General features: G+C 67.9%; 6 protein-coding genes. 3 read left to right on the top strand and 3 right to left on the bottom strand.

Annotation, left to right across the window (positions count from 1 at the left end):
• Nucleotides 1-2268: phosphoketolase (locus ASD05_RS06205; RefSeq protein WP_056589172.1), on the bottom strand; the 2268-nt coding region annotated here is incomplete at its 3' end.
• A gap of 288 nt (nucleotides 2269-2556) precedes the next feature.
• Here ASD05_RS06205 and ASD05_RS06200 point away from each other — a divergent pair.
• Nucleotides 2557-2928: a hypothetical protein gene (locus ASD05_RS06200; RefSeq protein ID WP_056589169.1), complete on the top strand. Its 372-nt coding sequence runs from the start codon at nucleotides 2557-2559 to the stop codon at nucleotides 2926-2928.
• Nucleotides 2925-3761: a universal stress protein gene (locus tag ASD05_RS06195; protein WP_056589167.1), complete on the top strand. Its 837-nt coding sequence runs from the start codon at nucleotides 2925-2927 to the stop codon at nucleotides 3759-3761. Before ASD05_RS06200 ends, ASD05_RS06195 begins: the two co-directional genes overlap by 4 nt.
• A 38-nt stretch (nucleotides 3762-3799) precedes the next feature.
• On the opposite strand, the gene ASD05_RS06190 is transcribed toward ASD05_RS06195, so the two are convergent.
• Nucleotides 3800-4033 carry a BON domain-containing protein gene (locus ASD05_RS06190; RefSeq protein ID WP_056589164.1) on the bottom strand — a complete coding sequence of 78 codons (234 nt, stop codon included), beginning with the start codon at nucleotides 4031-4033 and terminating at the stop codon, nucleotides 3800-3802.
• A 12-nt stretch (nucleotides 4034-4045) separates the two neighbouring features.
• Here ASD05_RS06190 and ASD05_RS29970 point away from each other — a divergent pair, with 12 nt between their 5' ends.
• Nucleotides 4046-4327 (top strand): hypothetical protein, encoded by a 282-nt coding sequence (locus ASD05_RS29970; RefSeq protein ID WP_157609979.1) that lies wholly within the window; start codon nucleotides 4046-4048, stop codon nucleotides 4325-4327.
• Nucleotides 4328-4492: 165 nt separating this feature from the next.
• Here ASD05_RS29970 and ASD05_RS06185 read toward each other — a convergent pair whose 3' ends face one another.
• Nucleotides 4493-7183 carry a bifunctional acetate--CoA ligase family protein/GNAT family N-acetyltransferase gene (locus ASD05_RS06185; RefSeq protein ID WP_056589160.1) on the bottom strand — a complete coding sequence of 897 codons (2691 nt, stop codon included), beginning with the start codon at nucleotides 7181-7183 and terminating at the stop codon, nucleotides 4493-4495.
• Nucleotides 7184-7282 lie beyond the last annotated feature (99 nt).

Raw genomic sequence — 7282 nt, 5'->3', positions numbered from 1 at the left:
GTGGCCCGCGCTGTCGCACAGCCTCGGCACGCGCGCGATGGCATCGGCGGCGAGATGGAAGCGGTCGAGCCGGTTGAGCACCGTCATGTCGAAGGGCGTGGTGGTCGTGCCTTCCTCGCAGTAGCCGTGGACGTGGAAGCCGGGATGGTTGCGCCGCTTGTAGATCAACCGGTGGATCAGTGCCGGGTAGCCGTGGAACGCGAAGATCACGGGCCTGTCCATGGTGAAGATGGCGTCGAAGTCCTCGTCTGAGATGCCGTGGGGATGCGCCGCGGGCGATTGCAGCGCCATCAGGTCAACCACGTTCACTACCCGCACCTTCAGATCCGGCACCTTTTCGCGCAGCAGGTCGACAGCCGCCATCGTCTCGAGCGTGGGCACGTCGCCGGCGCATGCCATCACCACGTCAGGCGCGCCGCCTTCATCGTTGCTCGCCCATTCCCAGATGCCGAGGCCCGCGGTGCAATGGCGCGTTGCAGCTTCGATGTCCAGCCATTGGGGCGCGGGCTGCTTGCCGGCCACGATGACGTTTACATAGTTGCGGCTGCGCAGGCAATGGTCGGTCACTGAGAGCAGGGTGTTGGCGTCCGGCGGCAGGTACACGCGCACGACCTCAGCCTTCTTGTTGACCACGTGATCGAGAAAGCCGGGATCCTGGTGGCTGAAGCCGTTGTGGTCCTGTCGCCAGACGTGGCTCGTGAGCAGGTAGTTCAATGACGCGATCGGTCGCCGCCAACCGATACCGCGCGACACCTTGAGCCACTTGGCGTGCTGGTTGAACATGGAGTCGACGATATGGATGAAGGCCTCGTAGCAAGAGAAGAAGCCGTGCCGCCCCGTCAGCAGGTAGCCTTCGAGCCAGCCCTGGCAGAGGTGTTCGCTCAGCACCTCCATCACGCGGCCGTTGGGCGAGAGGTGGTCGTCGCCCGGCCATATCTGGGCGGTCGTGGTCCGCCCGGTCACCTCGAACAGTGCTCCGAGCCGGTTCGATGCGGTTTCGTCCGGCCCCACCACCCGGAAGTTGCGCTGGTGCTCATTTGCCCGCATGACCTCGCGCAGGAAGTTGCCCGCGACGCGCGTGGCCTCGGCATCGATCGAGCCCGGAGTCGCCATCGGCACGGCATGCGTGCGGAAGGGCGGTATCGCCAGGTCCTTCAGCAGCAGCCCGCCGTTGGCATGCGGATTGGCGCTCATGCGGCGCCGGCCCGTAGGAGCGAGTGCGGCGATCTCGGGGCGCAGGGCGCCGCGCGCATCGAACAGTTCCTCGGGCCGGTAGCTGCGCAGCCATTGTTCAAGCAGCTCGACGTGCCCCGGCCTGGCGGCAAAATCGGTGAGCGGCACCTGGTGCGCGCGGAAGGTGCCTTCGACCTGCACGCCGTCCACGTGGCGCGGCCCGGTCCAGCCCTTGGGAGAACGCAGCACGATCATGGGCCAGCGCGGCCGCGTGCGAAAGCCGTCCTTGCGGGCGTTCGTCTGGATGGCGCGGATGCTGTCCAGCGCCGTGTCGAGCACGGCCGCCATCTGCCTGTGCATCTCGGCGGGCTGCTCGCCCACGACAAAGTACGGTTCGTGGCCGTAGCCGCGCAGTAGTTGCGTCAGTTCTTCCTCGCCAATGCGGGAGAGCACCGTGGGGCCGGCGATCTTGTAGCCGTTCAGATGCAGGATCGGCAGCACTGCGCCGTCGCGTTCCGGATTCAGGAACTTGTTGGAATGCCAGCTTGCCGCCAGCGCCCCCGTCTCGGCCTCGCCGTCGCCGATCACACAGCAGGCCAGCAGCGAGGGGTTGTCGAACACAGCGCCATAGGCATGCAACAGCGAGTAGCCGAGTTCGCCGCCCTCGTGGATGGAGCCGGGCGTCTCCGGCGCCACGTGGCTCGGAATGCCGCCGGGGAACGAGAACTGCGTAAACAGGCGTCGCATGCCGTCGGCGTCCTGCCCGATGGCCGGGTATACCTCGCTGTAGGTGCCTTCGAGCCAGGTGTTGGCGATCACGCCCGGTCCGCCGTGGCCCGGGCCCGCGATGAAGATCGCGTCGAGATCCCGCGCGTTGATGGCGCGGTTCATGTGCGCATAGATGAAGTTCAAGCCCGGCGTCGTGCCCCAGTGCCCGAGCAGGCGCGGCTTGATATGCGCCAGCGCGAGCTTCTCGCGCAGCAGCGGGTTGTCCATCAGGTAGATCTGGCCCGCCGAGAGGTAGTTGGCAGCGCGCCACCACGCGTCAAGCAGCGTGAAGTCGTCCGGATTTGCCGTGGCAGGGGAGGAAGCCATGTCGAACTGCTTTCTGGGTAGGGACGCGCCAGTATGGGCGTGCGAGCGCCCACCGGGTTGATGTCGCTCAAGGCGATAACAACCGATACAGGGCGCGCGGTCTTGTGTTGCCTTGATCCCGCGCAAGCCGGGCGGGGCGGCGCCGCGTCAGCATTCGTGTGAGCGCCCTTCGGGCGAGAGGACACACCATGAGCACCGACTTCACTTTTCCGCTGGCGCTGTGCAAGGCGCAATGCAGCATCTGGCTGCACTCGCTCGAGATGTTCGAGNCGGGCGAGAGGACACACCATGAGCACCGACTTCACTTTTCCGCTGGCGCTGTGCAAGGCGCAATGCAGCATCTGGCTGCACTCGCTCGAGATGTTCGAGACGATCGGATCGCGCCTGCTGCAGGACGGCATTGCGCTGACCCGCGCGGAGGCTGATGCCGTCACGCGCGCCGAGGACTGGCACGCGCTGGCCATGGCGCCGATGCGCGCGTTGCAGTGCCCGGATACGGACGGGGTTGCCTGCGCTTCGCCGGTGGTCGAAACGCCACCATCCCGGCGAACCGCGGTGAGCGATGCGTTGCGCACCCTCCACGTCGCGCTGGCCAGGACACCCTCCGTACGCCAGCGGCATGCCGGTCGCAAGGCCACCGCGACGCGAGGCCGAGCGTGACGCTCTCGACCATCTCCGTGCACCTCGACCACACCGAGCGGTGCGAGGCTCGTACCCTGCTTGCGGCGAGGATCGCAAGACTGCATCGCAGCCACCTCATGGGCATCGTGCCGACCGGGTGCACCCCGGCGCCTTCACGTCCTTGCTCGGAAGAGCCGGCCGGCAGTGCCCTCGTCGAGGCCTCCCTGTACCTGCGTAGGCGGGCCGAAACCGTTGCGCACGTGTTTCGTAGTCGGCTGAGGCCCACCCCGTTGTCCTGCGATGCGCGGCTGGTGGACGGCGAGCCTGTACAGGCTGTCGTCCATCTCGCCAGGGCCAGCGACCTGGTCGTGGTGGGGCAGGCGGACGAGGCCGCGGCCGTGGGCAGCGCGGAGCGTCGGCTGCCCGAGGAAGTCATGCTGAACGCGGGCCGGCCCGTTCTCATCGTTCCGAGCACGGGCTGCGTCAAGGAAGGCCTGGACAGGATCCTGGTGGCCTGGGACGGGAGCAGGGAGGCGTCGATATCGCTGCGCGGTGCGATGCCACTGCTGCGCAAGGCAGCTCACGTCACGCTGGTATCTCTCCTTCGGGACGGTGACGCGAATCCGGCGGATGCGCTGAACCCGGTGGAGATGAGCGGCTGGCTGCTGCGGCACGGCGTCCAGGCCAACGTCGAGCGCCTGACCACATCGCTGCGCTTTGCCGACGTCCTGCTGGATCGCGCCGAGGCGTTGGGCTGCGAATTGCTCGTGATGGGGGGGTATGGCCATGCCCGCGTGCGGGAGCAGTTGCTGGGCGGCGTGACGCGCGACATGCTGATGCAGGCCGGAATTCCCCTGTTGATGGCGCACTGACGCGCGCGGCTACAGCAGCCCCCGGTCGATGGCCGCGATCACCGCGCGATCTCCGCTGCAGGCCGGACGGTAAGCCCGTTCAGCAGCGTCGTCATGCCCACGGTGCGGCGTGCGGCGCGTTCCGCGGCTGCCCGCTGGGCCTCGTCGGCCACCCTGCCAACCAGGGTCACCACGCCATTGGTCACGCGCACGTCGACATCGCAGGCGTTGACGGCCGGATCCCAGTTGAGCTGGGCGAAGACATCGTGTCTGAGTTGAATGTCCGGGTTCATGGCAATCCTTTCTTGAAGATCAGGGCAGGGCGGGTGTCCTTTTTTCTCGGAGCCGGCCGGGCAGGCGAATTCTCCCGCCGCGCGGTGATGCCGGTCTTGCGCCACATCAACATCGTTCCAACTCGCTGGCGGCTTGATGCGTGCCGAACCGGTGCGCCATGGCGCGTGGAGACTTCCGGTCATCTGCATGTATTGCGCGACGGTTCCCCGATTCCCGTGCTGCTGGTGCATGCCTCGCATGCAGAGGAAGCCGACCTCGCGCCGGCAGAAGCCTCTGTCGCAACCGCCGCCTGAATCACGGCGGGCCGCATGGCCCGCACGCCTGTGGAAGACCGTCAAACCTCGCCTGACCGTCGGGCTCATGCTGGCGGCGGCGCTGGCTGCTGGCCTCTTCGTTCGGCTGGCGCGACGAAGACATCGTTGAGGTTGCGCGCAACCTCAACGGGCGCTTCTACGGGTTCACGCCGACAAAGGCGGTGGGCTTGCTGAAGTCTTCAGCTCCAACACCATCCGCCGCAGGCCCGATGCGGGCGGCTCAGCCGGATCGGCCTTGAAGCCCATCGCAGCCGAAAGCTTCAGCATGCGGGTGTTCTCGCGCAGCACGAGGCCGACCAGCCGCTCGATGCCGCGGCGGCGCGCATGTTCGATCAAGCATTCGAACAGCATGGTGCCCAGTCCTCGGCCTTTGAGGTCGGAGCGCACGACGATCGCGAACTCGGCCTCCACATTGTCGGGGTCGCTCACCGTGCGGGCCACGCCCAGCGTCTCAGCGCCGCCCTGTGCGTCGGTGGCCTCGGCAATAAAGGCCATTTCGCGGTCGTAGTCGATCTGAGTCAGGCGCGCGAGCTCGCTGCGCGGCAGTCCCTTGCGGGTGGTGAAGAAACGCATGCGGACGTCTTCCGCATCCAGCGACTCGAGAAAGCGCCGGTGCTGCGCCTCGTCCTCGGGCCGGATCGGCCTGACCACGATCGCACGACCATTCCAGGTCTGCGCGCGCACCCACTGCGCGGGGTAAGGCAGGATGGCGAAGCGCTCCGCGCCGCTCACCGGCGTGGGCGAAAGCCGCACGCGCGCGTCGAGCGCCAGCGCGCCGTTCTCGTCGACCCAGAGTGGGTTGATGTCCAGCTCGGCCAGCTCCGGCAGATCGGCCAGCATCTGCGACACCGCGATGAGCACGTCGTACAGCGCATCGAGCCGGGCCGGCGGATGGTCGCGAAAGCCCGCAAGAAGACGTGCCACGCGCGTGCGCGACACCAGTTCGTGCGCGAGCGCGCGGTTCAGCGGCGGCAGCGCGATGGCCGTGTCGCCGACCACCTCGACTGCCGTGCCCCCTTGGCCGCAGAGGATCACGGGGCCGAAAACGCTGTCTATGCTCGCGCCGACGATGACTTCCTGCGCATGTGGGCGGTGCACTGTCCGTTGCACGGTGAAGCCATCGATCCGCGCCAGCGGCCTGGCGGTTCGCACCATGTCGAGCATCTCGCAGGCGGCTTTTCCCAGGGCGGCTTCATCGCACAACCCGAGCCGCACGCCGCCCACGTCCGACTTGTGGGTGATGTCGCGCGACAGGATCTTGAGCGCCACCGGGTAGCCCAGCCCGCGAGCCGCCTCGACGGCCGCCTCGGCAGTCGCTGCCACTGCCAGCGTGGGCACCGTCTCGATTCCGTAGGCTTGCAGCAGCGTCTTTGCCTCCTGCTCGCCCAGCCACTCGCGCCCCTCGGCCATGGCGGCGGCGAGCGTTGCCCGCACCGATGCGCTGTCCGGCGCGGCGTTGCGGCTGGCGCTCGGCGTTTCCATCAGGGTCTCCTGGTTGCGCCGGTAAGTCTGCAGCATCGCGAAGGCGTGCACCGCCTCTTCCGGTGTGGCGTAGTCGGCCACGCCCGCGTCCTCGAAGAGCTTGCGCGCCTGCGCCACCGCGTTGTCGCCGAGCCAGGTGCTCATCACGCGCGAAGCGTGGCTGCGCACCAGCGGCAGGCAGGCGCGCGCAATGTCCTCGCTGCGCACAATGGCCGTCGGCGCATGCATGAAGAGCACCGCGCCCGCCGATTCATCAGCCAGCAGGGCTGAGAGTGTTTGGGCATAACGCTCGACCGGTGCGTCTCCGATGATGTCGATCGGGTTGACGTGTGACCAGTTCGCAGGCAGCACCGCGTCGAGACGGGCCAGCAAGTTCGTACCCGGGTCGGCGAGCGTGACTCCTTCACGCGCGGCGGCGTCGGCGGCCATCACGCCGGCGCCGCCGCCGTTGGTCATGACCGTGAGCGTGCTGTGCCGGTTGCTGCGAAAGCGCGACAACGTTTCCGCGGCGATGAAAAGCTCCTGCAAGGTATCGACGCGCAGCATGCCGGCTCGCCGGATGGCGGCGTCGTAGACGGTGTCGGAACCCGCCAGCGCGCCCGTGTGCGAGGCCGCGGCCTTCATGCCGTTGCCCGCGCGTCCGGCCTTCACCACGATCACCGGCTTGTTGCGCGCGGCCGCCCGTGCGGCCGACATGAACTTGCGCGGCGATTCGATCGCCTCCACGTACAGCAGGATCGACCGCGTGCGCGCATCGCTGGCCAGGTGGTCGAGCAGGTCGCCGAAGTCGACGTCGCAATGGTCGCCCAGCGAGATCAGGTGAGACAGGCCGACGCCGCGGCTACGCGTCCAGTCGAGCACGGCCGTGACCAGCGCACCCGACTGCGAGACAAAGGCCACGTCGCCCGCCAGCGCATCGGCGTGCGCGAAGCTCGCGTTCAGGCCAATGTGGGGACTGAGCAGCCCAAGGCAGTTGGGGCCGAGCAGCCGCAGCGTGAAGGGGCGCGCCGCCTCCAGCGCGGCCTGTTTCTGCTGCGCGCTCAACCCTGCCGTGACGATCACCACCGCGCGGGTGCCGAGCGCGCCGAGTTCCGCGATCAATGGCACCACAGTGGCCGGCGGCGTGCAGATCAACGCCAGGTCGGGCGCGGCGGGAAGATGCACCGCGCTGGAGAAGATGGGCACGCCATCGAGCGAGCCGTGCTTCGGGTTCACGCCGTACACCGGCCCCGCGAAGCTGCCGGCGCGCAGGTTGCGCCAGACCGTGGCGCCGACGCTGCCTGGCCGGTTGGAAGCGCCGAACACGGCAACGGAGGCCGGCGACAGCAGGCGGTCGAGGTGACGAATGCTCAAGGGAGGCTCCGAAGTGATCGTCCATGGTGCGACGCAGCGCCGGCCTTGGGCTTGATGCACGTCAACCCGAGGGCGCGCAGACCGGACGGACCCTGCACA

The sequence above is a fragment of the Variovorax sp. Root434 genome (assembly GCF_001426595.1).
Classification (GTDB): Bacteria; Pseudomonadota; Gammaproteobacteria; order Burkholderiales; family Burkholderiaceae_C; genus Variovorax.
Note: the sequence above shows the minus strand (reverse complement) of the source record. Positions and strands in the feature narration are given on the sequence as shown.